Below are 26,875 nucleotides of genomic sequence, written 5' to 3' on the forward strand. Positions count from 1 at the left end.
ATCACCATTACTGCACGCCTATTATAAATGATTCAATGCTTTGACACTCACTTTGACCGTTAAATCATGCTTGCCTCCACTATAAACACCTTCAACAGGGCTAATATCACTATAATCGCGACCTATACATAAAATAATATGATTTTCTAAAACTTCTACATTATTTGTTGGATCAAGACCAATCCAGCCAATACCTGGTATCATGACTTCCACCCAGGCATGTGTAGCACTATCACCAATGAGCGCTGAATTTTCATCCACATATAAGTAACCACTGACATACCGAGCGGGAATGCCTTTAGCTCGCAAAACAGCTAGCATGACATGGGTGAAATCCTGACAAACACCCCGTTTTAATGCAAATGCCTCACTTGCTGTTGTCGTTACAACTGTCGCTGTAGGATCATACTCAAAGCTAGCATATAAATATTGCATTAAATTAAGTGAAAAGAGCACTGGATTTTCAGCATGACCAATCGCATGATAAACTTCCTCTAATTGCTGATCGGTCATAAAAGTAAAATGAGTTGCTTTTAAATACGGTAAATAATGCTCATAAAATAGCTGTGAATGGAAAATGGTCTGCATTTCGGGCGAATATTGAATACGATGAATAAATGGTGCACGCTGAATACTAACAATCGAAGATGTATGAATTTCGAGTATTTGATGCTGCTCCGGTATATAAAAAGAACCAACTGTATTACCCCAAATATCCGTATGCTCACGGGTCAATGAGGAGGGCGTAATGGCAATTCGATACGATAATAATCGCTGCCGCTCATCACTGCGAGGCTTTAAACGAATCGTATTCAAGCTTTGATCGACTTCAGACTCATATTGAAAAATATTGGTATGCTGAATTTCAAATTTCATCGTGTCCGCTTCCTTCTGCTTACTGACTTGCCTGTTGAAAGGGAGCTGTGGTGGGTTCCTTTCAAGGTTGTATGCTGGGTTCATATAAATGATAAACTGTCGAAAAGGTATCACTAAAAGCTATACATTGCGACAGTCTTTCCTCCATTATAGTCATCGTTTCTTCAAGAGTCATTTGCCAAAAATCAAGATGATTGATTGCTAGGATGAGGCTACGAATGCTTGTATGCAGTGTTAAAAATCTTGAGGATAAAGAATCATGTTCAATCGCCGTAATAGCTTCCTCTATTTTCTTTAGACAAAACATCACAGAACATGGGAAATGCTCATCCTGTACTAAATAGCGAATAACCGCAAGTAAATTCGTCTGGCAATGTTTCCGCATATAAGACTCTCTTGCTGCTGTAAGCGCCAATAAAAAGCTACCATCATCCTCTAACAGGGATAGGCCCGACAGCTTCTGTTGTTCCACTATACTTAACGTCATCCGCAGTGTTTTTTCTGCTCGTTCAAGCCATTTGCCAACCTGCATGAAATAAAAGGGAAGATCACGATCCATCGTGCTCTCGATTAACCCGGTCTCCATCCATAGAGTTTTTCTTACTTCCTGTAAAAATGCTTGAAGTTCAATAAGTGGGATTGGGCGTTCTCTTGTCAGTATGGCCTGTTGCTTCGTTAAATAAAAGGTATTTTGTATTTCCCATAGCTCAGTTGGTATACTATCACGCGTAACCCGTGCATTTTCTCGTATGGCACGTAATGTAACGTGGAGGGCATTGCCGTTTTTCTCGGAAAAAAGTAGATAGTCAATCAATGGGTTGACACGTATGGCTGAGTAATTCGCTAAATATTCCTCCTTAGAGGCACAAATAGCTAAGACAGCCTCCCAATGATCAAGATAAGCATGTTCTTGCCCCGATTGCTCCAACATATTCAACAGCTGTACCTGTAATATATGTGCATTTGATTGTGTGCGTTCACTATACCGTGCCATCCAGTATAGCGCGTCGGCTACTCGACTTAGCATGCTGCAACTCCTCCTTTAGTATCCATGTATCCTTAGCACCACCGCCTTGTGAGGAATTTACGACAAGTGATCCTTCTTGTAGTGCCACTCGAGATAAACCGCCAGGCAACACGTAACAATCCTCACCCTTCGTGACATAAACTCGTAAATCGACATGACAAGGATAGAATCGTCCATTTTGAAAGGCAGGGGCTCTAGACAATTTAATCGTTGGTTGTGCAATATATTGAAATGGCTGCTTGCTAATTTTTTGCTTAAACAAAGCAATCTCTTCCTCACTAGCATGCGGGCCAATCAACATATCATAGCCGCCAGAGGCACTCACATTCTTAATGACTAGCTCTTGAATATGTTCTAGCACCCATGCTCGTTGCTTATCATCTCCTAAATGATAGGTTTTCACATTCGGTAAAATAGGCTCCTCCTGCAAGTAATACCGAATCATCTCTGGTACATAGGCATACATTGCTTTATCATCAGCAACCCCGTTGCCAACAGCATTTAAGATGGCGACATGCCCCGCTTGATAGGCAGCCATTAAATGAGGAACACCCAATAAAGAATCCTCACGAAAGACAACAGGATCTAAAAAATCATCATCAATACGACGATAAATTATATCTATTTGCTGCAGACCATAAATAGTTTTCATATATACTTTCAAATCCTGTACCACTAAATCACGACCCTCTACGAGCTGTATATTTAAATGCTGGGCTAAAAAGACATGATCGTAATAAGCTGAATTGTACATGCCAGCTGTTAGTAGCACGGCTTTAGGCTCTCTCTCTGCTTGCATGGAAGGTGGGCGGTGCACAAGAAGTGCTTTTTTCATATAAGCGATGTGTTTATCAAGTGGTTGGATGGTATGCTTAGAGAAAAATTCAGGATACACTTCCTTCATGACATCACGATTTTCAAAGACATAGGAAATGCCAGAAGGGTTGCGTAAATTATCTTCCAATACATGATAATCACCCTTTTCATCCCGTATTAAATCAATGCCTGCTAAAAATATATGATTCGCAATCGGTACTTGGAAACCCATCATTGTTGCTGTAAAATACGGATTATTTTCAACAAGCTGTCTTGGAATAAAACCGTCTCGAATAATCCTTTGTTGCCCATAAACATCCTGCAAAAATAAATTGAGGGCTTGCACACGCTGTTTGACGCCTGCCTCAATCATGGCCCACTTCGTTTGAGGAATAATAATGGGGACACAATCAAAGGGCATTGTACGCTCAGTTCCATCTTGCGCTCCATAGACCGTAAAGGTAATTCCTTGTCTGAGAAAGCTTGCTTGTGCTTGTCGATACTTTTCTTCAAGTTGCTCCTGAGAAAAAAAGGATAGCTTATGATGAAAAGATTGATAATGAGGCTTCGGCTGATTGCCATCAAACATTTCATCGAAAAACAGACTAGAATCATATAAATTCATCATATGGATCGCCTCCGAATTCAAGTAGTAGTGAAAACATGTTACACTGTGAATAAATACATATAAGGAGCTAACAATCATGACCATCATTAATTTAATGCAAGCTTATGAATTAGATAAACTATCTAAATTAAATTTTTCAGAAGAAGAGATCTTAGGCGCTTTACGTACGGGGGATGTATCAGCTTGGCAAGAACAAGTACCAAACTATGAATTTAATGAGACAATGGCTCTTTATAAAGAAGGGGAACAACAATTCATAGAAGCGTACCATGGCCATTATCGAATCAAGTATGTAACATTGCCAGGCATCCAACGTTTATTGCAACTTCGCTTTCAATTAGAAGAAGGGAAGGATTACCAACTGTTAGAAACAGGTATCCAGCATTTAACGTGTAATGAGGAGACAGTCGCAAGACTTCAGCAAATGTTATCGACAAACTGGTCACTAACAAAACAGGCAGACGGTGCTTATTCAGTTTTTGTAAAATAATACCATTCGTGTTGTGAGACGAATCGACATGGGTAGTGACCCATCTTCTATTTTTTCAAAGCGTCTCATAGGGCAAGCGAATTGCGACTCCTCGTAACTTTGTTTTCAAGTAAATAAACAATACTCAAGCTACCAAGTAGAAGTTACTTGATATTAATCACACCGATATTGCCATAAGACATAGCCCTTTTTGACGGTTTAGTAGAAGGTGGGCAAGACAAGCATTTAAGCTGAATGAAGATGAAGTATACTAGATTTTAATATTCATTTAACGTGAACTTTATGACTATTTTCCTGCAACTGTCACAAAAGATTTAAAAGGAAATCCTCTTTTTTTAAAAAGGGGATTTTTTTATTGCTTAAAAAGAACGTTTGTTCTATATCGTGAAAAAGGGCATTTTTTTCAATAAAGTTCCCAAATTTATATTTGGGAACGTTTTTTCGTGGTAAAATAGAGCAAATAGAGGTGATTAGCATGCAAAATACCAAGCAACCGAAATTCATGAAGGATTTTCTAGTTTATTTAACGACCATCAAAGGAAAATCACAGCGCACAAGAAAAGAATATGAATATGACCTAACCTTATTTTTCCGTTTCCATAAAGCAATCCAGGAGGATCTGGATATAGAAAATTTAGTAGCCATTGATATTGCCACTATTACAATAGAAGAAATTCGTGATATTACATTAGAGGATCTTTATTACTTTATGGAGTACTGTGAGGTACAGCGAGGAAATTCTGCTGCTTCGAGGGCACGAAAAGTGGCGACATTAAAATCCTTTTTCAAGTACTTGAAAGGAAAACGTCGACTTATTGAGGAAAATCCAGCAGAAGAATTAGAAACACCAAAAATTGGCCGAAAAAGACCAATTTATATGAATCTTCAAGAGGCTACTCAATTTATTGATGGAATACCAACAAATCAGGCATCACCAAGAAATTACTGTATGATGATGTTTTTCTTAAATTTAGGAATACGTGTGACGGAGCTTTGCCAGCTCAATAAAACATCTATTCAAGGACGTTATTTAACGGTTGTCGGGAAGGGCAATAAGGAGCGTACTGTCTACTTAAATGATAGCTGTTTGCAGGCACTCGCAGATTATGAAAATAGTGGGAAAACGCCTTATAAGGGGGACGGGGATGAGCCTCTTTTCGTCTCACAAAAAGGAACACGCTTTACGCGCCAAACTGTTGCCAAAATCGTGAAACGTATTAATCAACAATCAGGTCTTCAAAAGGAACGACTTACACCACATAAGTTGCGTCATACATCTGCGACTATGATGTATAAAGCAGGTGCAGATATTCGGAGCTTACAGCATATCTTAGGACATTCAAGTGTAGCGACGACTCAAATTTATACGCATATAGAGGACGAGCAGCTACAACATGTTTTAGAAAATAATCCCTTTAATATTGTGCGCGAGAGATGATTTTTACCCCTCTCTGTCGAATATAGTAGTATGCCAAATGAAGGGGGTTAACTTATGATGTTAGTAGCAAAAGAACAATTCGACGCAACAAGGGCGCAATTACTTCAAACGATTCAAAACTTAGACAATACAAGCTTTAATGACAAACCAGATGCACAAAGCTGGAGTGTAGCACAAATCTGTCATCATCTTGTGTTAGTAGAGGAAGCAGCCAAAAAAGCCATTACATGGGGATTACAAGCCCAAGAACAATCATCACCTGCAAGAAAAAATGTTCAGCTTGTTGTTTTGGATAGAACAAAAAAATTTCAAGCACCAACTATTGTGGAGCCAATAGATCAGCCTTTTACCGTTCAGGAGATGCTAGATTTACTAGCCACATCAAGAATGAATTTTCTCGCTTTTTTACAAACAATCGAAGAACCTGAAATTTTAACAAAATATGCTGTGAAGCACCCAGCCTTAGGTACATTGCCACTCGATCAATGGATTGAAATGGTTTATTTACACGAGCAGCGTCATATCGAGCAAATACAAGAAATAATGAAATAAACATATGGTAAGTAAGTATAGAGGGATTTGAGCACACAAGTGTGAGCCAAATTCCTTTTATTGTTATATGTTTTTTCTATCATAACCTCTTGACGTGCTACATAATCTGTTATATATTAAATAAAAATAACAACAACTGTTATAAAACAGTTTTCAAATCAAGGAGGAATTTTTAATGACAAAGTATCGAGACGGCTATGAATTTTATTGTGAAATGTGTGAGCGTTATGGATTAGAGCCAATTTCTTTCCGCTATTATGTATTACAGTTATCACAGCAACAACTGTCTGCTTATAACATGCAAGCAAAACAATTAGGCATTTAAAGGACGTGGTTATGACGGAAGCCGACGTGAATATTTTATGAAAAGCCCAGCCATACTAAATACAATGGTTTGGGCTTTTGTGATTTATAAAAGAAATTTCAGATAATTTATTGACAAGCATTACACTCTGTTATATATTTTTAGAAAATAATAATACTGTTATATAACAAAAATAAAAAAACACATTTAGTAGCAATCATGAAAGGAAGTTAGAAGGGTGACAGATTATCGAGAGGGTTATGAATTTTACCGCCAAGTATGTGAGGAGCACGGACTCGAGCCTATTAATTTTCACTATTATATTTTAAATTTATCGCAAGAGCAGTTACATGCATATAACCAATATGCAAAATCATCAGAAGAGTCAATCGAATATGAGGTTTCTTAACTTGTAAAATACCTTATTACCTCTGTGGGTTCGTAAGGTATTTTTGCTTTCACAAAAAATTTACATAGCTGCATTCTCTTTATCTAGCATAATTGAAATTTGTATTTAATAGATAAATAGCCTAAAGAAAGCACTTTCAATAGTACAAAAGTATCAAAAAACTTTACGATTAGGTAAATTTAGGGTGTTTATAACCGCTATTTTTTGGCTATTTTCTCATAAATCCTCAAATAGGGCTTTAGATGTTTTTGATATTTGGGTTGAATTAACTGCTTTTCTAAGACTATAATATAATTACATAAAAAAGGGCGATATACCACAACTTTATACCTCGCTGTAAGATAAAGCAAAAGTACCAAACCCTTCATATTTTAATGAACGGAGAATGAAAATGATGAATATCACGCCTAATAGCATTAATCAAATGAACTATAGTCTAAAAGAATTACAAGATATCTTTTCCGCCATGAATAGTTCCATCATTGTAGCGATTACCGATCGTACCGGGAAAATTACGTTTGTTAATGATCATTTTTGCAAAATTTCGAAGTATACGCGTGAAGAATTATTAGGTCAAGATCACCGTTTACTTAACTCAGGCTTCCATCCTAAATCTTTCTTTAGAGAGATGTGGAGAACAATAGGTAATGGTGATATGTGGAATGGCGAGGTGTGCAATCGTGCGAAAGATGGCAGTTTATATTGGGTAAAGACAACGATTTTCCCATTCCTTGATGAAAAGGGAAAGCCTTATCAATATATCGCCATTCGCGTCGATATTACAGCGCAAAAGGACATAAAAAAAATTACCCATATTGCCTATCACGATGAATTAACAGGACTGCCAAATCGTCGTAAACTAGAACAGCGTTTAGAAAATGAATTCCATCAATCTCGACGTACAGGAGATAAATTTGCGTTATTTTTCATTGATGTGAATCGATTCAAACACATTAACGACGGGCTTGGTCATATTATCGGCGATATGTTTTTAGTGGAAATGTCGAATCGTCTACGAAATGTTGATTATACATCTAATTCATTCTATCGCCACAATAGTGATGAATTTGTCATGATTTTAAATGACGTCAGTCGCATTGACGAAATGGCCAAAGAAATCATTAATGTCTTCAATGAAAGTTTCATCGTCGATACCTATGAATTTTATGCAAGCATCAGTATCGGCATTAGTATATTCCCAGATCATGCAAACTCTGTAGAAGAATTATTGAAAAATGCGGATATTGCCATGTATGCAGCAAAATCTACGCGTGGAAATCAGTACCGTTTATACCGTGACAATATGGATGAAGCCAACGATAAATGGCTTCTATTAGAAACAAAATTACACCAAGCATTAAAACAGGACCGCTTAGAATTACATTACCAGCCTAAAATTGATTTAAAAACAGATACGGTCATTGGCATGGAAGCCTTGCTACGCTGGTATGATCCTGAATTAGGTCATATTCCACCAGATCGTTTTATTCCATTTGCAGAAGAATGTGGGCTTATTAATGATATCGGTGTTTGGGTATTACATAAAGCCTGTGCTCAAGCTCGTTTTTGGAATGAAGCACATAATTTAACATTGCGCGTAGCCGTCAATATTTCTCCGATTCATATTAGTACAAGTAGCTTTGTGGACATGGTGTGTGAAGTCATTGCAGAAACAGGCATTGACCCACACTTATTAGAAATTGAAATTACGGAAATGAGTATGCTTGATTATACGGAAGATTTAATTGATACCATCAAGCAATTACGGGCATTGGGCATTACGATTTCATTAGACGATTTCGGGACAGGCTATTCATCGTTAAACTACTTAAAAAAATTCCCTGTGGATGTCCTTAAAATTGACCGTGCCTTTGTCCGTGACATTGTGCCTGAAAAATCAGGGATTGCGATGATTTCAGCTATGATTTCCTTAGCACATGCTTTAAATCTTCAAGTAGTTGCTGAAGGTGTCGAGGAAGAAGCTGAATTGAACGTACTTCGTGAGCATGGCTGTGAGTATGTGCAGGGTTATTATTTCAGTAAGCCATTGTCTGTAGATGATTTTACAGATTTAATCGTTAATTCTGTGACAAAATAGACCAGTTATGAATTGCTATTCCTGAATGATTTTGCTAAAGTAGGATAAAGCCAAACAGTTCAGACAATATTCAATTTGATGATGTGGCCAAGTAAGTAAGAATTGTGAGACAGAAAATATAGCAATTGCTGAGAGCTATATCACCGCTTCTTTACTGAACACCTACCACGGAGATGTTATGCAAACATAACCGAGTCGTTTTCGTTACCAAACGTGAGAGGGTTTTAAGTTCTACTTAAAGCTAAATCAAGGTGGTACCACGTCTATCCAGCACAAAGACGTCCTTATTCAGAGGACAGCTTTGTGCTTTTTTCATTCAGCTTGATAGTAACAGCTCGCTGAAACAAGCTAAACGCCCTGGTAGATGGCACTGTTTTTCTTACACCAAGGCAACAATGATTTAACAAAAATTGGAGGAGATCACATGTCAAAACAATTAGAAGATTTTTCGAAATGGTATATTGAGACTATCCAAAAAGCCGATTTAATGGATTATACACCTGTTCGTGGCTGTATTGCCTTTAAACCTGATGGCTATGAGATTTGGGAGCATATTCAAGAGGAAATGGATCGTCGCTTTAAAGAGACAGGGCATCGTAATGCTTATTTCCCAATGCTTATTCCTGAATCTTTCTTCCAAAAAGAAAAGGATCATATCGAAGGATTCTCACCTGAGCTACCTTGGGTAACAGAGGCAGCAGGGGAACAATTAGAAGAACGTCTGGCACTACGTCCAACGTCTGAAACGATGATTGGCCATCTTTACTCCAATTGGATTAAAAGCTACCGTGACCTACCCGTTTTGATTAATCAATGGGCAAACGTCTTCCGTTGGGAAAAGAAAACTCTTCCTTTTATTCGCACATCTGAATTTTTATGGCAAGAAGGACATACAGCGCACGTCGATGAAGAGGATGCTCGTCAAGAAACGATGCAAATGCTTGAAATCTATAAAGAAGTTGTAGAACAAGTACTAGCAATTCCAGTCTATGACGGACAAAAAACACCTTCTGAACGTTTTGCAGGTGCTGTCGATACGTATTCGATTGAGGCGATGATGAAAAATGGCAAGGCTGTGCAAGCTGGTACATCTCATTATTTAGGTACGAAATTTGCAGAAGCCTTTAACATTAAGTATTTAAATAAAGCGAACCAGCATGAGTATGTACACACAACATCTTGGGGTACATCTACGCGCTTAATCGGCTCGGTAATTATGGTGCATGGTGATGAGCAGGGGCTTGTTTTACCTCCTCGCATCGCGCCAACTCAAGTTGTTTTAATTCCAGTGGGACCATGGAAAAAGAACCCTCAAATTATGGAGCATTTAGATGAAATTTTTGTCGCTTTAAAAGCGAAGGGCATTCGCGTACGCCTTGACGATTCGGACCAATCACCAGGCTTTAAGTTCAATGAATGGGAGCTAAAAGGGGTGCCAGTTCGCATTGAATTAGGACCTCGTGATCTTGACAACAATCAAGCTTTACTTAAAGCCCGTGATGAAGAGGAAAAACGAACAATTGATTTAGCTACGATTATCACAGCCATTGAAGAAGAATTAACAACCATGCAAGCGCGCTTACTCGAAAAAGCACGTCAGTTCCGTGAAGCAAACACACATACAATGATTGATTCATTACCACAATTACAACAGCATATTGAAGCAGCCAAAGCAAACGGTACAATTCCTGGCTGGGTACTAGCTGGTTGGTGTGGAGAAGATGCATGCGAGGAAAAAGTGAAGGAAGAAACAAAATATACATCTCGTAATATGCCGTTTAATCCACCAACAACAAAAACAACATGTATTGGCTGTGGAAATGAAGCTAAACATACGGTTTGGTTTGCACAAGCCTATTAATAACGACTACAACAGCCTCCTATTTAATTAGGAGGCTGTTGTTATGAGGTGGTGATCGATTACATCCTTTGCTTTCGGGAAGTAGTCCAATTTTAAGCTTTCGCCATCCATCTGTCTGATCAGTTAAAAAGACTGCCGTTACGCCCCCATTAGGATATTTAAAATAGTCCTGATAACCTGATAATATCGTTAAAAACTGAAGATTGTTTGCATGCAATTCTGTCTTTTCATACAGCTCTCACTTCGCTGTTTCTTCAAGGGTTTCCCCTAGTTCCATTGCTCCTCCAGGTAATCCCCACATTTCGATATCAGCACGAAATTGAAGTAGAACTTCTCTCGTTTGATTTAAGACAATTACTGTAGAACCTACTAAAATAACAGGCATTGTCCCAATTAGTTGTCTTAATTATGGTTACATAATCACTCATAGCGATAGCGCCCCTCCAACATAGTTAGCCAAATTTTTATTCTACTTATGATAAAATGAAGGGGTGTTATATCTTGAAAATTTCCTGAAGAAATGGGGATATAGCGATTAAAAATGATGCTACTATGACTCAATTTTTTGATAAGGATGCTAACAGACTATTTTTGACAAGGAGATAAGGGAATGACAGATACAACAGGCTGGAAACAGAATGCACAAAATCGTCCATTTATTGCCTCATTTAGTGGTGGAAAGGACAGTACTTTAGCTTTATATAAAGCATCCCAGGTAGGTCAGGCTGTAGGACTGCTTGTGATGCTAGAGGAGGAAGGGAAACGTTCGAGGTCACACGGCATGCCACCTGAGCTTATCCAGGCGCAGGCTGACTCGATCGGATTGCCTGTCTTTACGGCTGCAGCTAGTTGGGCAGACTACGAAAGTGTCTTTATGCACCTTTTAGAAAAGGCAAAACAGCAGGGGGCAGAAGTGTTAGTGACAGGTGACTTAGATATGCCTGCACATGGCTGCTGGCATGATAAGGTCACAAAAAATGCTGGGTTACAGCTAGGCATGCCATTATGGGAAATGGACCATCGCGAAGCAGTCGATGAATTTATTAACTTAGGATTTATCACGATGATTGTCACGGTCAACTTATCCTTAGGCATGACTGAGGATGATTTAGGGCGAATACTTACCCCTGAATATGTATTAGAACTAGAAGCTCGTAAGATTGACCCGTGCGGGGAGGGAGGAGAATTCCATACAACCGTCATTGATGGCCCTCTTTTTCAGCAGCCAATAGCTGTGCGCAAATGTCCAATTATAAGAGATGGAGACTATGCATTTTTACCTTTAGAACGAGCGTAAATCCACAGCCTTTCTTGTGATGATCATGGTTTTTCCTTTTAATGTATATGGTCGTGTGTAATAAAATGATTACAGAGGAAAAATACATTAAATGGGGATGAATTACTATTAGTATTAAGTGCTTTGTCAAATCCTTATCGTTGAAAAATGATTGCCACTCTTCATCAAGAAAAGCAATATGTTAGCTGGCTAGCGCGAGAGTTAGGGAAGCTAAATTGATTAATGGTTATCACGAAATTTCTGAAAGTGGCAAAGCATTGAAAAAATACTGAAACAAGTTGATTAGACAAATGAGCGTTTCTTAAATAAACGATTTCGAGTAATAGAGAAAACAATGAGTCAACATATAGGCTTACTACATACTCTGGTTTTCATGGCTCTCATAATAAATTTAAAGAAATAGATACTAATAATGAACGAAAAGTACAAAGGCTCTCACCTCTGTACTTTTTTTGCATTTTGGCTGTTTCTTCTTTATAGGTATAGAATCCATCTCATTTTGTCCAAAATAATCATTGACCGGACACTAAATGGTGTCATATAATTAAGACACCATTTAGTGTCCTATTAGAAAGGGTGGTGGTTTTGAATAATAATCATCAAGAGCGTGACGTTTATGTAGCCATTGCTGACCCTACAAGACGAAAGTTGATCCGTTTACTGGCAGAGGTAGATGAGTTACCGCTTCACGAATTAACCGCTCAATTTGACATGGGGCGTACCGCTGTTTCGAAACATTTAGCCATCCTGAAAGATGCAGGTCTTGTCGTTGCTCGCAAGGAAGGTAGAGAGACAAGGTATCGGCTGAATGCGGCCCCGTTGAAAGAAATACAGGATTGGGTATCGTTTTATGAAGGATTTTGGAAAGAAAGAATCGCTAAATTACATCTATTATTGGAGGAAAAAAAATGAAACCAGATGTATCATTAGATTTTACATTTACAAGTTCAATCGAGCAGGTTTGGCATGCTTTAACCGATTCAGATACGCTAGCAAAATGGATTTGGAATAATGACTTCCAACCAATCGTTGGGCATAAATTTCAATTCCGTGCTGAACCAAATGAATGGTGGGACGGCATTGTAGACTGTGAGGTACTTGTAGTAGAAGAGCCTCATACATTATCTTACACTTGGACAAGTGCTGGTGAAACAACGACTGTTACATGGACATTAACACAAGATTCAGATGGCACGACTCAGCTTCATCTTGATCAAAGTGGCTTTAGCGAAGAAACAAAAGCTCGTCAAGGGGCAATCGAAGGGGCAACATATGCTTGGACGAATATGAGCACACAGCTTGAAAAAGTACTAGCCTAATACAAATCAAACGATAACAAGGAGAGCGCAATTCCGTAGCAAGAATTGTGTTCTTTCATTTTCACTCAAATTTTTTAATTTTCTAGACATGGAAGGATAACTAAATGAAGATCAATCAACTAATTGCCAACAATATCAACCGTTTAGATGTCGTCTTACCAGAACATCAATCATTGGGTATAGCCGGTTTGTCTGGCTCAGGGAAAACGACATTTTGTCAAACGATTGGGGAAGAATCCAAAAAACGTCTCGTTTCTTTATTACCTAAGGCGGAGTATCAATATTTATTTCCAAACATTATGGAAACGAACTTCAGTGCCATCAAAATGGAGGATATGCCCCTCGTACTTTTTTTAGGAAAATCCTCTATCTCCAGCAACCCACGTTCAACGATTGGTACTCATACGGGTGTTTTTAAAGAAATTCGTAATCGACTCGCGGATGAATTTCAACTTTCTCCAGAGATGTTTTCCTTTAACAATGCATTAGGCTGGTGTCCTGCATGTAAAGGACGTGGCACGACGAAAAATGTAGAATGTAAAAAATGCTCAGGTAAACGCTATAGTCCTGAAGTGGAGCAACATAAAATAGCTTTATGGAATGAATCATACAGTATTTCTGATATTCACAATTTCAGTATCGAAACGATCTATTCCTTATCAAAAGAATTAAATATAAGTGAAGAGAAGCAACATATTCTTCAAAATATTATCCAGATGAATATTGGCTATTTAACATTAAATCGTATTATGGGGACATTGTCGGGCGGAGAATTAACAAGACTTTACTTAGCAGAATTCATGGCTACTAGCGAAAACACGGTCATTATTGTCGACGAAATTTCTGTTGGTCTTGACCATGACACATTACTAAAAATCTTAGAGCAAATCCAACAGTTGGGCACTAAAAACCAAATTTGGCTTATTGATCATTCAGATACGGTGCTAGACACGGCAAATAAGCACCTATTCTTTGGACCAGGGAGTGGGAAATACGGCGGTAAAATCGTGGAAGAATCTCCTCGACCACAGCCTATCTATTCAGAACGAAACCTATCAAAGCCAACATCCTTTTATCAATTCCGAGACTTATATTGCCGCAATATACAAATGGACGAAATAACCATTCCGCAAAACCGACTTATTACTTTTACTGGGGAGTCTGGCTGTGGGAAATCAACGCTTGTGAATGAGTGTATCGCTAAAGATTTTGTCAAACGCTATCCAAAGGACAAACTAGTGATGGTCGGGCAGGATCGGAATCAGTCCATTACTAGTCGATCAACTGTCGCAACTTTCCTCGATATTAAAAAGAAACTAACCAAATATAGCGAGGACATTGATGCTATTTTCCAACGCTCGATTGAAGACATTATTGATGAACTTCCTCATGAAGATATCGCCCATAAACGTTTAAGCTTACTAATTAAACTAGGGCTAGGCTATTTGACACTGGAAAGAAAAACACAATCGCTGTCGACTGGTGAATTCCAATGTGTGCATTTAGTATCGGAGTTATTTGCGAACTCCCGAAATCCACATACACTGTTTATTTTTGATGAGCCTTCTAAAGGATTATCTCAAAACATTTTAAACCAGTTTATTGATAGTGTAAGGGACATCCTTGAGGATGAAGCTATCTCTATCATCATGATTGAGCATAATACCTATATGTTAGAGAGCTCTGATTTCATTGTAGACTTTGGTAAAAGACAGCAGGAGCCTGTGACACATCTTGAGGTAGTTTGTCATGAGGACTATTATAATCAGGTTAACTATACAAAAACGGCTCCATTACAAATCGCGTCTACGCTCGCATCAAGAAATGGTATTCAATACTTAGAAGACCAACCTATAAGCTATTTTAAAAAGGCTGAAAATATTTATAAAGGTGGCATTTTAAAAAGCCTATCTTCAATGGCACGTCTCATTTACGGTGACTACGAATCCAATAAAATAGCGCCTGTTATTGCGATCGACTTGGAAAGACATTTATATAGTCAGTATAGTTTTCTGTATGAAATGGGTGGTCTGATTAATCATATTGTCGCTGCACACCCAACGAATAAGGATACAAGAAGCTTCGATTTCTATAGCCAAGACAATCATTGTCCAAGCTGTTCAGGGAGATTGGAAATTTCCAAATTCGATTTTGATCTAGTCGTACAAGATAAAAACGTGCCATTTTGGGATGGCTTATTACACCCAGATATTATGGAGGTCTTAAAATACTATCAACATGCGAAGCTGGAATTTCTTTTTGAAGAAATTAAAAATGAACTTGGTCAAGACATTAGTAAAAGTTACAATGCTATGACTGAGGAAGAAAAGCATACATTTTTATATGGGTATTGGGATAAGTCCTTTTATGATAAGGCAACAAAATCTTCGAAGAAATGGGAAGGTTTTAACTTTATCATTGGTCGCTATATCGTCATTTCAAAATCCTTTATTAAGGAGCAAATGAAGGAAACAAGAGAGATGATGCCTTGCCCAATTTGTCATGGCACTGTGCTTAACCACCAGAAAAAATTACAATTTGGGAACACAGATATTCGTGACTTGATTCGTCAACCTCTTGATGTGGTAATAAAAACTGTAGGGAACTTACCACAACTTGAAAAATTGAAAGCCATTGTAGGGGGTGACATGTCACTTCTACAAGATGTCTCCTTATTGCCAAGAGAAATACAAGTAGCGTTGAAAATGCTGGAATTAGAGCTAGCAAGCTTTGTTGGCTATGAAATGGTCCTACAAAATGCACTTCCATTCTGGGACAAAATCCAAGATTATATAAAGAACATCAGCCTAAAAAACCAAGTAACCATCTGTGATTTTGCCAATATTTACGAGACAAGAGAAAATATCATCGACCAGTATTTTACGAATGGAAAATACAAAAAATTAACGTATGTTTATGAAGCATTTGGCTATAAAAAAATTGTCACTCAAATCAATAAAGTAAAAGCTAGTCATAGTTGTCCATTCTGCAAAGGGAAAAAGGTGCTTTCAGAGGATGGATTGCATGATGGGGTCAATAAATTAACCGTTCCATGTGTCAACTGTGGTGCAAGTGGTATAAACGATGAAGGTCGCCAGCAAATTGTTGATGGCATTGATGTGGAAACGTGGCTAACTGGTACTGTCAGTGATGTAGTAATAGAAGGCTCTCATCTTGAGGCAGTTGCCAATATTCCTATTTTCAATCGCATTCGTGAGCTGAATAAACAGGAAATGATGGCGGTTTATCAGTTCTTACAGCATAATAATTAAAGCCAATATGTTAGAAAGCCCATTTGCACTGAGCAGATGGGCTACTTTCATTTGACTAGAATCACACACTAATTTTTCCAAAAACATTCAAATCTGTATCGTCTTTGAGCTTTTCATCGTACTATAGGAATAGCCAGATTGGCAGGAAAAGGGAGGATATTCTTTGGTAAAAAAAGTGCTGTTATTTGGGGATATTGGCATTGATGATACCGTAGCATTAATTTATGCCAGGCTCAATCAGGAAATAGAAATTGTTGGGTTAGTGGCAGACTACGGCAATGTATCGCGAGAAGATGCGGTATCCAATATTTATTATGTCATGAGATTGTTTAACTTCCCTCAAGGGATTCCCGTTATTTTAGGGGCAGAAGTACCTTTAACTGGTGAACAGCCGACTTACTATCCAGAAATACACGGCGAACGGGGATTAGGACCCATTATTCCAAATGATGATCATGAATTAAAAATTGAAAACTTTTTTGAAATCGTCAATATTATAGAAAGATATAAAAATGATGAACTAACAATTGTTAATATTGGGCGATTGACCTCGCTCGCAACGATGTTTATCCTCTACAAAGAGCTTATGAAACATGTCAAGGAATTTTATATTATGGGTGGAGCGTTTTGGGTTCCTGGCAATGTCACAACAGTGGCAGAGGCAAATTTTCATGGTGATCCGTTTGCGGTTAATATCGTGCTTACCTATGCAAAGAATGTCACAATCATTCCCTTGAATGCTACACAAAAGGCGATTGTCACGCCAGGTATGGTAGACTATATTGATTCATTTGGACAAACAAAAATCCTCAAGCCATTAATGGAATACTATACTCGCTTTTATCAAGAACGGGACCCCTCACTTTTAGGGAGCCCTGTGCATGATGCGTTAACGCTGATGGCTATAATGGAGCCTGACATGTTTATATATGAGTCCTATCCCGTAACTGTTGTCGATAAATTAGAAGGCCCTGCAAGAGGGCAAAGCATTGCTGAAACACGGCCTTATGAAAGTATAAACAATGGCGAGAAAAAACATCGTATTGCCTTTGATATCCAATACGAGAAATTTTTCCACCACTTTTTGACGATCATGACAGGGCAACCATTGCAGTAGCTTATTCAAAAACACCGTTCCGTAAAATCACAAAATCAACATGGACATTTACTTTCATATCTTTATACATCTTATGCCATTTTTCTTTAGTGAGTTCAGAATGTCTCACAGAGCTTCGGTATTTTTCACCGAAACCAAAAATATCGGATTCGACTTCCTGACTATGGGCAATCACTCTTGATACTTCCTTCGACAATTTTTTCTCAATCGCTTTTTCTAGTGCCGATACACTTTTTGGGTCACCTTGGTTAATATCTGGGTACACTTCTAATACTCTTGACTTGATTTTGATGTTTAGGTCAAATGTTGGTTTATCCGCATCGATTAATTGTATTTCTCTTTTCGAATGAATCGCATCAAAGGCTACTGTGATTTTGTTGGCTTTTTTTTGAAGGATCTTGGATGGAACATCTTCGTTGTCCAGTATAGTTTCATATAGTCCCACTTTGAATGTGTCTCGAACGATTTTTACGTAAAAGCTATCTTTAACTGGTAGGGTGCTGACCATTTTACTTCCTTTAAAAAGAGCGACACCACTTAACTCCACTAGCTCATCATCTCTTTTTAATATGGGCATAGCTAAATCTTTGCCAATTGAATAATAATCGTGGGCAATTTGATGAAGCGTGGACGAAATCATATATTCCTGCTTGACGTTTTGTTCGATGAGCCTAAAAATATGCTGCCCAATGTCCTCGATATTTTTGTATTCGTATTTCAGTAATGGTGCTGCTTCGCCTTCCACAACTGCCATAAAGATTCCATTGCTGACACTTGCATTTTCTAGATTTGTATCAAGATAATAACGAAGATCATCTTTCGCAAGTTCTTCACCGAACAAAATTACCCTCATTTGACCAACCATGATTTTTTTCGAAAGCTTGCGATTGGCTTCCATTCGATTCCCTTTACTTGTATCGTTTTCCGTTGTTAGAACTTCCACATTGCTTTGGAATTCAGGATTTACTTCACGTATGACGGCTGTCGTTGCAATTTTTTCTTCTTTTCCTATATCGTAGCCGACTAAAGTGGTTAATCCTACTTTATCCAAAATATTCGTTTGGGCACATCCATATAAAAAAACAATCGATAGAAGAACCAACCATTTTCCTTTAAGCTTGTTCATTCTTTTTCACCTTCTTTGATGTGAGGTTCTTCTTCAGTAGTGCGATTGGCCATAGCACAAGAGGGTAGACAAAGATCACAAAAAATGCCACTTGTCCAAACACCGTGTTGATTGTATTGATCTGTGTGCGTGTTTGAATAAGTAATGTTCCAATGAAAACAAAGAACGAAAGTATCCAGACAAAAGTCGTTCCACTTATATTGACTAATCGAATTGCTCCCCGATAGGCCGCCCATAAATACAGACAAAGATTAGGTAAAATAATCAACATCCAAAAACAAACGGCTACAAATTCAAAGCGTTCCATGAAAGGGAAGCTAATAAAGCTAAACAATGTCAAGGTTGCCCAAATTGTTTTCAGTAGTTTGCCTTCACTGTAGTAGGTGATAGACACCAGCATGACGGCTAAATAGATGACCGTTGAAGCCAATAACCCTAAATGGACAGGTTTTCTAACATTTTCCTTGTCTTTCACAAAGGGATAAATCACGTTCAAAATTTCAAAGCCAATGATGGTAAAAGTCATCGAATGGGCACCCTTTAAAATCGAGCGAAAGTCGTTTTCTAAAATAGGAAAGAGACTTTCTGCTGAGGAATACTTCAAAGGGAAGGCTAACATCGGCATAATCCATAACGATAGGATGATACTAAAAAAAGACACCCCAACAATTACTCGAAGCCCACCCGTAAAGGCATAAATAATAATGATTAATAACGTAGCAGATAGAAACCATGTCCCAATACTTGGGAAAATCCATGCTTGTATAACTTCTATATAGTTTCGCAAAACGGAAAAGAATGCTACAGAACAATAGATGACATACATAACATTTAAAAAATTGCCAATCCATTTGCCAAAAATATCGATTTGAATTCCATATAAATCATTGGAGCCATAGATCTCTAAAGTTTTAATCATACAAAATGTGACGATATGTGTAGCAATACCAGCCAGTAGAACTGAAATCCATGCATCTTGTCTTGCATCCTGATAGATAATGCGTTGAAATCCCTGTATACCAACCCCAATTTGTGCACCGTGTACCACAAAAAAAAGCAAATAAGCATTGATCATATCTTTAGGGCTAAGTTGTATAGGTTTTGCCATTTATCTCACCTTCAGTTCAACTTTTTTCCGGTTTTACAGGCTCAGGCTCGAATTTATAATCATCCTTCGGTCTTGTTAAAGCTGGTCTTTTTGCTGTTAAGGGAATGGGCATTCTGATAATACTATCCCGCATTTCCTTCAATCTTGGTGGGTAGAAAGGAGACATATATGGTGCCCCCAAGCTTGTCTGGCGTAACAGATGAATAAGAATAAAACAAAAAGCCAGCATGATGCCGTAAAAACCCCAAAATCCTGCAAGTATAATAATGGGAAAGCGAATAAGACGAATCACATTGCCCATCATATAACTCGGTGAGGTAAATGATGCTAAAGCACTTAGTGCAATAATAATCAGTAAAATATTACTTGTTATACCTGCCTGTACAGCTGCTGTCCCGATAACGATACCGCCAACGATACCAATGGTTTGTCCAATTTTAGTTGGCAATCTGGCTCCAGCTTCTCTCAGTAATTCAATGATAATTTCCAGCAGTAAAGCTTCAAATATCGGTGGGAACGGAACCAAAGCCCTCGATTCACTTAATGGTACGAGGAAGGCTTGCGGAATTACCTCGTAATGAAAGGTCAAAGCTGCCACGTAAAAAGGTGTTAAATAAACGGACAAAAAAAAGGCAGTAAGTCGCAATAAACGGAGAAAAGTAGCAATTTGCCATCTTAAATTTTGATCTTCCTGACTTTGGAAAAACTCAGTAAAGGCTTGGGGGCCAATGATGGCCATTGAGCTACCATCTACAAGAACGCCCACCTTGCCATCTAAAACCGCATCACAAAATCTGTCAGGTCTTTCCGTCAGCAGCATCTGTGGGAAGACTGATAATGAATTATCATCAATCATTTCTGCTAGAACCGCACTATCGAGCAATTCATCGATCGTAAGGTCTGTAATTCGCTGGCGTAACGTCTGGACCATTTGATCATTAGCAATCCCATGCATATATAGGAGTGAAACAGACGTATTGGTGCGCGTGCCAACTTTTATTTTTTCATTGCAAAGATTCGGACTCACTATGTAGCGACGAATTAAGGAAATATTCGTTGAAAGACTCTCATTGAAACCAACCTGTGTACCAATTACTTGTGATTCATTTTCAGGAGCTGACAAAGCTCTAGATTCTCGGCTAGCGATATTGGCTAAAATCACTTGTGAGCTACCGTCTACATGAATCACAACAGATCCATTGACCATTGACGCTACGGTTTCCTTTAATAAACTGGCTTGACTAACTTCAGCAATAGAAAGGGCCATCACAATGTCCTCTGGTGTTTCATGTGGCTTGTTCTGTAAACAGGCGATAATATCATTATTCAAAGATTGATCATCAATTAAGTTATCGATATAAATAAGGGTCAAGTTTGGAGGAAGTGATTTAATAATTAAATCAGCTGGATCATTTGTTGCATTTTTGATTGATTGAATAAAATGTTCTGTTGTATGTGCAACCCTCACAAGATTTTCTTTAGGTGCCTCTTTGATGGAAGGTGGCTGTTGTTTATTGAAAGGTAGTTTAAATTTCATGATGAATTGTAGGCTCCCTTCATTGCTAACTTCTTTTATAGAATTGTCTTGAAAGGGGTATTCTATACTTATTTCCTTCATTTTCATCATCAAGTAGACAGTACTTAACAAAAAGTGGTAGTATAATAGTGAATCGGCTACACTAAGTTGGACATAAAAAATAAGGGCTAGTACACTTAGACTACCAACTTAAAGGAGCGTGCTACTATGTCACGTCAACGTCGAACTTTTACATCTGAATTTAAATTGCAATTAGTAAAACTTTATGAAAATGGAAAATCCCGTGCAGATATTGCCAGAGAGTACGATATAACGCCTTCGGCTTTAGACCGTTGGATTAAAAACCATCAAGAAACCGGTTCATTCGCTGCCAAAGATAATCGCTCTGAAGAAGATAACGAACTAGCTCGATTACGCAAAGAAAACCAACGTTTACTGATGGAGAATGATATTTTAAAGCAAGCAGCGCTGATCATGGGACGAAAATAGATGTGATTCGAAATAACGCTCACAAATATTCAGTATCAGCAATGTGTGACGTCCTTGATATTCCGAAAAGTACGTATTACTATCATGCCGATGTTTGTGGCAAACGTGCGCTAAAAACTGAAGATAATGAGATTTCCAAAGAGATTGCTCGTATTTTCAAAGAAAGCCGTAATAATTATGGTACGCGTAAAATCAAGAAAGAACTAAGTAAATTACCAGAGCCAAAACACGTATCACGTCGTCGAATTGGTCGATTAATGAAAGGTCTTGGACTAGTATCAAACTATACAGTAGCACAGTATAAGGTGCATAACTCAACATGTAATGAAGCGCCGATAAAAAATGAATTACAGCGCCATTTTGAGCAAGAAGAGCCGTTGGCTGTCATCGTGAGTGATTTAACATATGTCCGTGTCGGAACAAAATGGCATTATGTATGCTTATTTGTCGACCTTTTCAATCGTGAAATCATTGGCCGTAGTGCTGGTGCAAATAAGACAGCAGAGCTGGTTTATCAAGCACTAGTAAGTATTAGAGGTAACTTGAACGACATACAAATGTTTCATACAGACCGAGGTAAAGAGTTTGATAATAAGCTCATTTCAAAAGCCCTAGAAACATTTGGAATCCAGCGATCCCTGAGCATGAAGGGATGCCCTTATGATAACGCCGTGGCTGAGGCGATGTTTAAGGTATTTAAAACCGAATTCGCTAACGGAGCACATTTCTCTACTCTTGAACAGCTCGCTCTTGAACTAGATGATTATGTTCATTGGTTCAATAACATTCGAATTCACGGGACACTAGGCTATTTAACTCCAGTGGAATTCAAGCAACAGACCTTATAATTTTTGTCCAGTTTAGTGTTGACATACCATAGTATTCTTAAAAACAGAAGGGAGATCAGCCGTTTATGCTAAAACTAATTATCGCAAATTAAATTCCAATGAATTTAATAAAGGGGCTATTCTATAATTTTTTGTGAATTATAGGGTTTATTTAGTATGGCCCTCTTGCGATAACGAAGAGCAGCATAATCCTGTCTGATCCATGTAAACAGAGATCATTGGTAGTTACTTAAGTGGCTAGCATTATTTTCTGTATATAACAAAGGACTTTATGAGTTTGTTCTCATAAGGTCTTTTTTCTGTTTTTAGGAGGTGAGTATTCCCACAATAATGAGCTAATAAAACATAAAATCGGAGGGAATAGACGTGATAAAATATGAGTTAGTGAGTAATTATCGTCATGATGAAAAATTGAAGGCCAGCTTTAATGATTTAGCCATCGAAACATTCGGCTTAGATTTTAGAGGCTGGTACAACAAAGGCTATTGGAATGATCGATATATTCCGTATTCTTTTGTTCAGGGAGGAAAAGTGATTGCCAATGCCTCTATTCATAAAATGTCTGTACTAATAAATGGTCAACAATTAAAAGGGATTCAAATTGGTACGGTGATGACCGATGAAAAGTTTCGCCATCAAGGTTTGGCTAAGCAGTTAATGCAGCATATTCTCAAGGAATACGAAGATGCCTGTGATTTTATGTATCTTTTTGCCAATGATACGGTACTAGATTTTTATCCAAAGTTTGGCTTTACACGAATTCATGAAAGCGAATTTAGCTTAGACCTCACGGAAAAGCCTATTCCACGGAGGGAGGATGCCATCGTCCGACAGTTGACAATTGAACAGGATCTAACACTCCTTGAAAACTATGCGAAAAATCGTCATATCCTTTCAAATATTGTAGATGTTGAACAAAACGAGAGTTTATTAATGTTTTATTTCACCCTAGTATTCCAACATGCCATTTACTATTTAGAAGATTTAGCAACCATTGTGTTAATGGAGGAAGAGGACGGGATATTAAATATTTACGATATCATCTCCCAGCAGGCAATCAATGTGGAGGCTGTGTTAGCAAGCATTGTAAAACAAACAACGAAAAAGGTGGTATTTTATTTCACACCTAACTTTGCGATGGACGACATGACAGCAACCATCACACCAAATGATGACGACGCCCTATTCATCCTATCGAAAAACCCACTCCTACAAGGTAACTTTATGTTCCCTTTAACATCCCATTGTTAGTCTGGACATGAGTGCTTTTAACAAAAATTCATCAAAGCAAAAATAACATGAATACTAGCTCGTACCTTCAAAGGTGCGGGCTTTTTTTAGCCATTTATGATATTTTGTCAAATGGCTGTAACATTGTTGTTTTACGATACAAGCATCACATGAATGGAATTGAGGTTAAACACTATGAAAAAAATAATCATCATCTTATTTGCAGTAATGATAAGCTTGTACGTAGCCAAACTATGTGGGCAGGACAATAACGATGAAATGAAATTTGTCGACGACATTGCGCCAATCGCTGTTGCATTACATCAACAAAACGAAGAGATATTGCCTAGTATAACAATCGCGCAGGCTATTTTAGAATCCAATTTTGGACGGAGTGAATTGGCTGTCAATGCCAATAATTTGTTTGGGATAAAGGGACGGTATCAAGGGAAGTCCATCAAAATGCCGACAATGGAATATCAAAACAATAAAAGCTATACAACCGAAGCTGAATTTCGAGCCTATCCTGATTGGAAAAGTGCATTAAAGGACCATCGTCAGCTATTATTAAATGGAACGAGCTGGAATGCCCATCAATATGATGAGGTGCTGAAGGCAACCAATTATCAAGAGGCAGCCTATGCCTTAAAAAAAAGCAATTACTCGACAGACCCTTTATATCCTGAAAAATTAATTGCGATTATCGAACAATATCATTTAGGAAAATATGATCAATAGGAGTTCTATAAAATGAATATACTCATTGCTGATGATGAATTAGATATGTTAAAGATTTTACAAAGCTATTTTCAAAGGGAGGGATTCACTGTCTTTACTGCTATAAACGGGGAGGAAGCACTTGCGATATTTTATCAACAAAAAATTGATTTAGCGATTTTAGATTGGATGATGCCTAAAATAGATGGCATTACAGTTTGTCGTGAGATGAAAAAAACACAAAAAATCAAGGTTTTAATGCTTACAGCAAGGGACACTGGTGAGGATGAATTTCAAGCGCTAGCAGATGGAGCTGATGATTATGTTCATAAACCATTTTATCCAAAGGTACTCATTATGAGGGTGAAAAAATTGCTGCAAATAGAGTCTGTCCAGCAACTAAAGGAAGTATCCTTCGATATCGCTAGCAAGCGCGTTTGGCGAGCAGGGACAGAAATTGAGTTAACCAAAACAGAATTCGAGCTGTTACGCGTTTTTAGCCAGAATCGCAGACAAATCTTAACGAGAGATCAGCTCTTAGATTTAGTGTGGGGACTGGAATATGTCGGAGATCCTCGTACCGTCGATACACATATTCGACGATTACGAGAAAAAATAGGAGAGGACATTATCCAAACACATAGAGGTGTTGGCTATAGTACAAGCGAATGAAGCAAAAAATTGGCACTAAATTAACCATTTATATCACATTCGTTGTGATTGTCACGTTTACGATTTCGCTTGTCGTCAGCCAATTTTTTCTGCCTAAATATTATCTCTATCAGTTAAATAAAAAAGTAGCAGACGCTTATGAAACGTATCAGACCAAGGATGAACCTAGCCTAGTGGAACGACAATTTGATGTCACAATCATCACTGTGCCTCTTGAAGGCTCTATCGATAATCTGAACGAAAATTTAAGACTACAGCTGGCGAGAGAACAGATCGCTCTTAATAAATTTTGGGTTTCAGAAGAAGTGCTACAAGACATAGCTGGAGAAAAAATAGTAGGCAAACTGTATGATCAAGGAAAACAAAAATCGAGCTTTCTTGTGCATTATGCCAAAGAGGGAAACCAGCTTATAATGATTGGGGCCTCTATGGCTCATTTTACGGATATTGCTTCTTTTATCAATCGCTTTAATTTCGTCTTTTTAATTGCCAGTATTTTAGTAATTATCATGGTGACAGCCCTCTTATCTCGCAAGCTGACCAATCCATTAAATGAGCTACAACAAGTGGCACAGGAAATTGGCGCACTAAATTTTCAGCAGGCAAACATTCAAACAGGTGATGAAATCGAAGAATTAGCCAAAAGCATTAATAAAATGAGTCAAACACTGGAATCAGCCCAACAGCAATTAACGCAACGCAATCTGGATTTGAAGCAATTTATGGTAGGCTTAACACATGAGTTAAAGACACCTCTTGCCTTAATCAACGTATATGCAAGTGGAATGGAAGATGGGATGGATGATGGAACCTATTTAACCGTTATTCATCAGCAAATAGATCGAATGGAAAAAATCATCACAGATATGCTTTATTTCGCTAGAACTGAAGAAAACGATTCGAAAGTATCCAGCTTTGATGTTATTCAGCTACTGCAACAAATCATTCATAGCTATCAGCCGTTGCAGGGAGATAAACAAATTTTTCTTCAATCAGAACTAACCGAATTCATGCTAAACACCGAGCAAGAGAAAGTCCATTTTATTGTAGAGAATTTGATCAGTAATGCTGTCAAATATACCTCTGGTCGTGACATATTCATCTGCTTCGATTCACATGGTAGGCTAGAAATTACGAATGATACTACACTGCCAGATATCTCTAAAATATGGCAGCCATTTTATGTAGGGGAAAGCTCTCGAAACAAGCATATTTCAGGAACTGGTCTCGGTCTCGCCACAGTGAAAAGTCTTGCTGAACAATTAGGCTACACGACTAAATCCACATTAGCCGATGGGAAAATCACCTTTACAATTAATTTTTGGCAGAGGGGATAGTGCCTTACTCTTTACAATGATGTAGATGGGGACTATTTCCTCCAATAGAGGAGCTAGACAATGTTTTCCACGAGTATTTTCTTTACATGTAGAGGTATTTGCAACAGAGTAAAGTGGGGCAGCCATTATCTATGCTGATTGAAACTCAACAAATCAATAAAAGTGATATCTTTTAGCAAAAATGAAGGTGTTCATCCCTCATTTTATCGATGGCTGTTGTGACTAATACTTCTTCACATTGAAAATAAGAACGTATTCTTCTCCTAATGATGTGCTATTTTATTCATTACTACTTACTAGTAAGAAA

General features: G+C 38.0%; 23 protein-coding genes, 2 pseudogenes and 1 other annotated feature. Of the genes and pseudogenes, 18 read left to right on the forward strand and 7 right to left on the reverse strand.

All coding sequences use genetic code 11. From position 1 onward, the window contains the following. Window positions 1-21: 21 nt before the first annotated feature. The 3 genes from MHI22_RS04065 to MHI22_RS04075 all read right to left on the reverse strand — a co-directional run bounded on the left by MHI22_RS04065 (window position 22) and on the right by MHI22_RS04075 (window position 3,347). Window positions 22-876 (reverse strand): transglutaminase family protein, encoded by an 855-nt coding sequence (locus tag MHI22_RS04065; protein WP_036126429.1) that lies wholly within the window; start codon window positions 874-876, stop codon window positions 22-24. 61 nt (window positions 877-937) lie between these two features. After that, window positions 938-1,903 (reverse strand): alpha-E domain-containing protein, encoded by a 966-nt coding sequence (locus MHI22_RS04070; protein WP_271913414.1) that lies wholly within the window; start codon window positions 1,901-1,903, stop codon window positions 938-940. Continuing rightward, window positions 1,857-3,347 carry a circularly permuted type 2 ATP-grasp protein gene (locus tag MHI22_RS04075; RefSeq protein WP_330493330.1) on the reverse strand — a complete coding sequence of 497 codons (1,491 nt, stop codon included), beginning with the start codon at window positions 3,345-3,347 and terminating at the stop codon, window positions 1,857-1,859. The genes MHI22_RS04070 and MHI22_RS04075 overlap by 47 nt, the downstream gene beginning before the upstream one ends. 76 nt (window positions 3,348-3,423) lie before the next feature. On the opposite strand from MHI22_RS04075, the gene MHI22_RS04080 reads away from it, so the two are divergent. The 7 genes from MHI22_RS04080 (at window position 3,424) to proS (ending at window position 10,499) form a co-directional block, all read left to right on the forward strand. Beyond that, complete coding sequence (locus MHI22_RS04080) at window positions 3,424-3,837, forward strand: hypothetical protein (protein WP_271913417.1); 414 nt, start codon at window positions 3,424-3,426, stop codon at window positions 3,835-3,837. 475 nt (window positions 3,838-4,312) lie between these two features. Beyond that, entirely contained in the window at window positions 4,313-5,275 is a 963-nt protein-coding gene (locus MHI22_RS04085) for a tyrosine recombinase XerC (RefSeq protein ID WP_036126422.1), read from the forward strand. A 54-nt stretch (window positions 5,276-5,329) separates the two neighbouring features. After that, on the forward strand, window positions 5,330-5,827 hold the full coding sequence (locus MHI22_RS04090) for a DinB family protein (RefSeq protein WP_369802772.1): 498 nt from the start codon (window positions 5,330-5,332) through the stop codon (window positions 5,825-5,827). Window positions 5,828-6,002: 175 nt separating this feature from the next. Continuing rightward, window positions 6,003-6,152, forward strand: a complete 150-nt coding sequence (locus tag MHI22_RS04095; protein ID WP_036126419.1) for a hypothetical protein — start codon at window positions 6,003-6,005, stop codon at window positions 6,150-6,152. 217 nt (window positions 6,153-6,369) lie between these two features. Then, entirely contained in the window at window positions 6,370-6,540 is a 171-nt protein-coding gene (locus MHI22_RS04100; RefSeq protein ID WP_058844418.1) for a hypothetical protein, read from the forward strand. 391 nt (window positions 6,541-6,931) lie between these two features. Next, window positions 6,932-8,638: a putative bifunctional diguanylate cyclase/phosphodiesterase gene (locus MHI22_RS04105; protein WP_271913421.1), complete on the forward strand. Its 1,707-nt coding sequence runs from the start codon at window positions 6,932-6,934 to the stop codon at window positions 8,636-8,638. A 69-nt stretch (window positions 8,639-8,707) separates the two neighbouring features. Beyond that, window positions 8,708-8,927: a binding site (T-box leader), on the forward strand. Between the two features lie 135 nt (window positions 8,928-9,062). Further along, complete coding sequence (gene proS / locus MHI22_RS04110; protein ID WP_058844416.1) at window positions 9,063-10,499, forward strand: proline--tRNA ligase; 1,437 nt, start codon at window positions 9,063-9,065, stop codon at window positions 10,497-10,499. A gap of 238 nt (window positions 10,500-10,737) precedes the next feature. Here proS and MHI22_RS23365 read toward each other — a convergent pair whose 3' ends face one another. Next, on the reverse strand, window positions 10,738-10,884 hold the full coding sequence (locus MHI22_RS23365; RefSeq protein ID WP_257982898.1) for an NUDIX domain-containing protein: 147 nt from the start codon (window positions 10,882-10,884) through the stop codon (window positions 10,738-10,740). A gap of 225 nt (window positions 10,885-11,109) precedes the next feature. Here MHI22_RS23365 and MHI22_RS04120 point away from each other — a divergent pair, with 225 nt between their 5' ends. From MHI22_RS04120 to MHI22_RS04140, 5 genes are all read left to right on the forward strand, one after another. Next, window positions 11,110-11,796: a Dph6-related ATP pyrophosphatase gene (locus MHI22_RS04120; protein ID WP_101966646.1), complete on the forward strand. Its 687-nt coding sequence runs from the start codon at window positions 11,110-11,112 to the stop codon at window positions 11,794-11,796. A 585-nt stretch (window positions 11,797-12,381) separates the two neighbouring features. Next, on the forward strand, window positions 12,382-12,708 hold the full coding sequence (locus MHI22_RS04125) for an ArsR/SmtB family transcription factor (protein WP_101966647.1): 327 nt from the start codon (window positions 12,382-12,384) through the stop codon (window positions 12,706-12,708). After that, window positions 12,705-13,115 (forward strand): SRPBCC family protein, encoded by a 411-nt coding sequence (locus MHI22_RS04130; protein ID WP_036126406.1) that lies wholly within the window; start codon window positions 12,705-12,707, stop codon window positions 13,113-13,115. The genes MHI22_RS04125 and MHI22_RS04130 overlap by 4 nt, the downstream gene beginning before the upstream one ends. A 104-nt stretch (window positions 13,116-13,219) precedes the next feature. After that, a complete protein-coding gene (locus MHI22_RS04135; RefSeq protein ID WP_340811111.1) occupies window positions 13,220-16,387 on the forward strand; it encodes an ATP-binding cassette domain-containing protein in 3,168 nt (1,055 codons plus the stop codon). A 163-nt stretch (window positions 16,388-16,550) separates the two neighbouring features. Continuing rightward, entirely contained in the window at window positions 16,551-17,504 is a 954-nt protein-coding gene (locus MHI22_RS04140) for a nucleoside hydrolase (protein WP_058844414.1), read from the forward strand. Window position 17,505: 1 nt separating this feature from the next. On the opposite strand, the gene MHI22_RS04145 is transcribed toward MHI22_RS04140, so the two are convergent. From MHI22_RS04145 to MHI22_RS04155, 3 genes are read right to left on the reverse strand one after another with little or no spacing between them, the layout of a single operon-like run. Continuing rightward, window positions 17,506-18,630: a Ger(x)C family spore germination protein gene (locus MHI22_RS04145; RefSeq protein ID WP_036126396.1), complete on the reverse strand. Its 1,125-nt coding sequence runs from the start codon at window positions 18,628-18,630 to the stop codon at window positions 17,506-17,508. Continuing rightward, window positions 18,617-19,738, reverse strand: a complete 1,122-nt coding sequence (locus MHI22_RS04150) for a GerAB/ArcD/ProY family transporter (RefSeq protein WP_036126393.1) — start codon at window positions 19,736-19,738, stop codon at window positions 18,617-18,619. Before MHI22_RS04150 ends, MHI22_RS04145 begins: the two co-directional genes overlap by 14 nt. A 16-nt stretch (window positions 19,739-19,754) precedes the next feature. Continuing rightward, window positions 19,755-21,275, reverse strand: coding sequence for a spore germination protein (locus tag MHI22_RS04155; protein WP_340811112.1), 1,521 nt, complete (start codon window positions 21,273-21,275; stop codon window positions 19,755-19,757). A gap of 207 nt (window positions 21,276-21,482) precedes the next feature. Here MHI22_RS04155 and MHI22_RS04160 point away from each other — a divergent pair. The 6 genes and pseudogenes from MHI22_RS04160 (at window position 21,483) to MHI22_RS04180 (ending at window position 26,568) form a co-directional block, all read left to right on the forward strand. Beyond that, window positions 21,483-22,612 (forward strand): IS3 family transposase gene (locus MHI22_RS04160; RefSeq protein WP_340811031.1). Its coding sequence is split into 2 segments (ribosomal slippage): window positions 21,483-21,729 and window positions 21,729-22,612, totalling 1,131 coding nucleotides; the frame shifts between segments, so codons are not numbered across the junction. A gap of 366 nt (window positions 22,613-22,978) precedes the next feature. Beyond that, the gene (locus MHI22_RS04165; RefSeq protein ID WP_340811113.1) at window positions 22,979-23,863 is read left to right on the forward strand and encodes a GNAT family N-acetyltransferase; all 885 of its coding nucleotides are present in this window, start codon (window positions 22,979-22,981) and stop codon (window positions 23,861-23,863) included. A 174-nt stretch (window positions 23,864-24,037) separates the two neighbouring features. Next, window positions 24,038-24,580 (forward strand): glycoside hydrolase family 73 protein, encoded by a 543-nt coding sequence (locus tag MHI22_RS04170; RefSeq protein ID WP_340811114.1) that lies wholly within the window; start codon window positions 24,038-24,040, stop codon window positions 24,578-24,580. A 12-nt stretch (window positions 24,581-24,592) separates the two neighbouring features. Beyond that, window positions 24,593-24,944 (forward strand): annotated as a pseudogene (locus MHI22_RS23370) (response regulator transcription factor); the annotation flags it as partial. A gap of 74 nt (window positions 24,945-25,018) precedes the next feature. Continuing rightward, window positions 25,019-25,231 (forward strand): annotated as a pseudogene (locus MHI22_RS23375) (winged helix-turn-helix domain-containing protein); the annotation flags it as partial. Further along, window positions 25,228-26,568 carry a sensor histidine kinase gene (locus MHI22_RS04180; RefSeq protein ID WP_058844410.1) on the forward strand — a complete coding sequence of 447 codons (1,341 nt, stop codon included), beginning with the start codon at window positions 25,228-25,230 and terminating at the stop codon, window positions 26,566-26,568. The pseudogene MHI22_RS23375 and the gene MHI22_RS04180, both read left to right, overlap by 4 nt. Window positions 26,569-26,875 lie beyond the last annotated feature (307 nt).

The sequence above is a fragment of the Lysinibacillus sp. FSL L8-0312 genome, assembly GCF_038003285.1.
Classification (GTDB): Bacteria; Bacillota; Bacilli; order Bacillales_A; family Planococcaceae; genus Lysinibacillus; species Lysinibacillus fusiformis_D.